Raw genomic sequence first — 409 nt, 5'->3', positions numbered from 1 at the left:
ACAGGGTGTACCTTTTGAGCTGCAAGAAGATGTGAGCAGCTTTGCGCACATCTATTTGGACAGCATGGACCTATATCGACGGTGAAAGAAATGCATCAGATGATTAGCAGCAACCAACAAACTATGTCATCGCGAGAGATCGCGGACCTGGTTGGCCTTCGACACGATAACGTCAAGCGGACGATTGAAAGTCTGGCTAAAAGCGAAGTGATTCAACTCCCTCAAATTGAGGAAGTTAAAAACCATCGCCGCCAGACAGTCACCGCCTACAGAATCGGAAAACGTGACAGCTTCGTGGTGGTCGCCCAGCTCAGTCCAGAATTCCCGGGGCCCCGGCGCGCTCATATGCACGCTCAGGCAAGACGCCCACGGGGGCGTGAGAGCTTGTTATTAATGGGGGACAGACTCG

1 protein-coding gene is annotated in these 409 nt (G+C 52.6%); it reads left to right on the top strand.

Translation table 11 applies throughout. The features are described 5' to 3' along the window. Positions 1-90: 90 nt before the first annotated feature. Positions 91-409: Rha family transcriptional regulator (locus tag DW49_RS1000000129205; protein ID WP_193789715.1), on the top strand; the 319-nt coding region annotated here is incomplete at its 3' end.

Origin of the sequence: Pseudomonas avellanae BPIC 631 (assembly GCF_000444135.1) — a bacterium.
Lineage (GTDB): Bacteria > Pseudomonadota > Gammaproteobacteria > Pseudomonadales > Pseudomonadaceae > Aquipseudomonas > Aquipseudomonas avellanae.
This window is presented reverse-complemented; position numbering and strand designations above follow the sequence as displayed.